Here is a 2,441-nt window from a genome sequence, read left to right as displayed (position 1 = left end):
ACCGATTATGATTAAAGAAGCAAATGAAAAAGGAATAACTACTTGGGTAGAACCTTTCGTTGGTGGGGCAAATATGATTGATAAAGTTCCAAACAATTTTCAAAGAATTGGGATTGATTATAATGCACACACTATTGAGGCTTTGATTGCGATACGAGATTTAGTTGATAAATTACCAAATGAAGTGGCTGTTGAATATTATAATTCATTGAAAGGAACTAATCCTGACCCAATAACAAGTTTAATTAGATTTGGTGCTTCATTTGGTGGTAAGTTTGAAAACGGATATGCAAGGTCTTTTACAAATAAAGGTATTCCGAGAAATCATTGGGATGAAGCGAAACGAAATGCACAAAAGCAAAGCGAAAAACTACAAGGCGTGAAGTTTATCAATGGTAGTTATGATGAATATTCAGATTTTGAAAATAGCTTGATTTATTGTGACCCACCATACGAAGGTACTACTTCATATAAAACAGGTGCTTTTGACCACCCTAAATTTTGGGATTGGTGCAGAAAGATGAGTGAAAAGAATTTAGTATTTGTAAGCGAATACAAAGCACCTGATGATTTCATTTGCGTATGGGAAGGAGAAGTAAAAACAAATTTTGCGAGCCAAAGAGATGAAGCTACACATAAAGCGGTGGAAAAACTTTTTAAATTTCCTCCCACAAATGCTAATTAGAAGCACTATCGTAGCACTTGCAGGTAACATTATTATATGTGTAATTGCACTTTATAAATGGCTCAAAAACAATCAATAACTTATACAATGCAACGATTTATTGTAAAATATAGAAACAAAATTTTATTAATAGCTTCCTTTTTATTGGCTGCTGTTATAACTTTAATAATTTTAACAAATTAACTAAATTTTGACAAGGTGTTGTTCTCCATTTCACAGTTAAACTATGCTGTATTGCTTCTTGATAATTCATAATAAAAACGGTGGATAACAAATCACAATTGAATATAAACGATATTAGCGGTAATACGGTTTCATTAAATGAAACTCAAATAGGCATTATGCATGGAAAAGTTTGTCCTTATTGCAAAAGCAAAACACAATATATAGATAGTTCTATTATTTATGGCAAAAGTTATGGAATGATTTACATTTGTAAGCCTTGCGATGCTTATGTAGGTGTTCACAAAGGAACTAATAAGCCGTTAGGCAGATTAGCCAACAAAGAACTTAGAGAAGCAAAAAAACGAGCACATTACTACTTTGACCAAATAGCAAAAACAAGCCTTATCAATAAGATTTGGCGTAAATGGATTCCAAATATTAGTAACCGAAACAAGGCTTACAAATGGTTAGCAATACAGCTTAATATGGAAGAAGAGTTTTGCCACATTGGAATGATGGATGTTGAACAATGCGATAAGGTGGTTGAAGTGTGCAGACCTTTCCTGCCTTGTGCCTAACGGATGAGTGCATGGCAAGTAAGCCACACACAAACCTATCAATTTAATATAAACTTCACTGGCTTATTTGCTATACACTTTGTTAGCAACTGTGCGGTTTAAAACGAAAAATATGAAAATTAAAACGATTACAAAACTTGAAGATTTTAGGTGTGAAAACTCTACAACTATTGGACTTCAATCAAAAACACAACCAGATTTCAATTTACAACTCGTAAAAGTAGTGACTAAAGAAATTTATGTTGGAATGGACAAAGAAGTTGATTTATACAGAATATCATTAACTGATATGAAAATGTATTTAGATTCTTCTGGGACTTTAAGGGAATGCTTTGAAAAATTAGATAAATATTTCTTTATTTATTCGTTTAATAAATTCTCTGATTTTTATGAATGGTATGTTGATACATTGCGAAAGTAGCCTTGTTGCTAACATTATTATATGTGTAATATACAAACATAAATGCTTAAAAACAATTACTTAGACAAATATGTCTAACCAAAAACTTTTTCTTCCTTAATTATTTCCAACTTTTATTATTTTAATCTAATTTAATTCTGCGTTCCAAAAAATCTTGTTTCGTCTCCTGGTAGGGATAAATATCTTTCGTCTTTCTTATTCTCTTTCTTAGAAGATTTCTTTTGAGCAAATGGAAGAGCCATTGCATTTCTGTATCTATAATAATCACTCTTAGGTTTTATGGCTTTCATATCATAGAAATGCCTCATCCATGTAGAGCGTAATATTGCTCTTTCACTTCTTGTCATACCTTCATAAGCACCGCTTCTTACTTCTTCAAAATCTAATATATCTCTTGTTAAATCTCCTAAAGCTGATACGGCCATAAAAGGACTTTCTGCTTTCTGTAGAGCATTATCTAAGTTAAATGGTGCAAGACCACTACTAAATTCAGAGACAGTTCTAAAATATAGATAACTTGCTAAATGTAATCCCCAAGCATCTTTGTTCTCTTTGTCATCATCTGCATTAGCTACAGCAGCAGCTACAATTT

At 32.0% G+C, this 2,441-nt stretch carries 4 protein-coding genes; 3 read left to right on the top strand and 1 reads right to left on the bottom strand.

Annotated features, from left to right (window positions below; translation table 11 throughout):
* The first annotated feature begins 7 nt into the window (after positions 1-7).
* From H6553_00280 to H6553_00270, 3 genes are all read left to right on the top strand, one after another.
* On the top strand, positions 8-685 hold the full coding sequence (locus H6553_00280) for a DNA adenine methylase (protein ID MCB9032251.1): 678 nt from the start codon (positions 8-10) through the stop codon (positions 683-685).
* Between the two features lie 341 nt (positions 686-1,026).
* Positions 1,027-1,428 (top strand): hypothetical protein, encoded by a 402-nt coding sequence (locus H6553_00275; protein ID MCB9032250.1) that lies wholly within the window; start codon positions 1,027-1,029, stop codon positions 1,426-1,428.
* 112 nt (positions 1,429-1,540) lie between these two features.
* The gene (locus H6553_00270; GenBank protein MCB9032249.1) at positions 1,541-1,849 is read left to right on the top strand and encodes a hypothetical protein; all 309 of its coding nucleotides are present in this window, start codon (positions 1,541-1,543) and stop codon (positions 1,847-1,849) included.
* Between the two features lie 131 nt (positions 1,850-1,980).
* Here H6553_00270 and H6553_00265 read toward each other — a convergent pair.
* Positions 1,981-2,441 (bottom strand): hypothetical protein (locus H6553_00265; GenBank protein MCB9032248.1); only part of this gene is annotated, 461 nt, incomplete at its 5' end.

The sequence above is a fragment of the Chitinophagales bacterium genome, assembly GCA_020636535.1.
Taxonomy (GTDB): domain Bacteria; phylum Bacteroidota; class Bacteroidia; order Chitinophagales; family JADIYW01; genus JADJSS01.
Note: the sequence above shows the minus strand (reverse complement) of the source record. Positions and strands in the feature narration are given on the sequence as shown.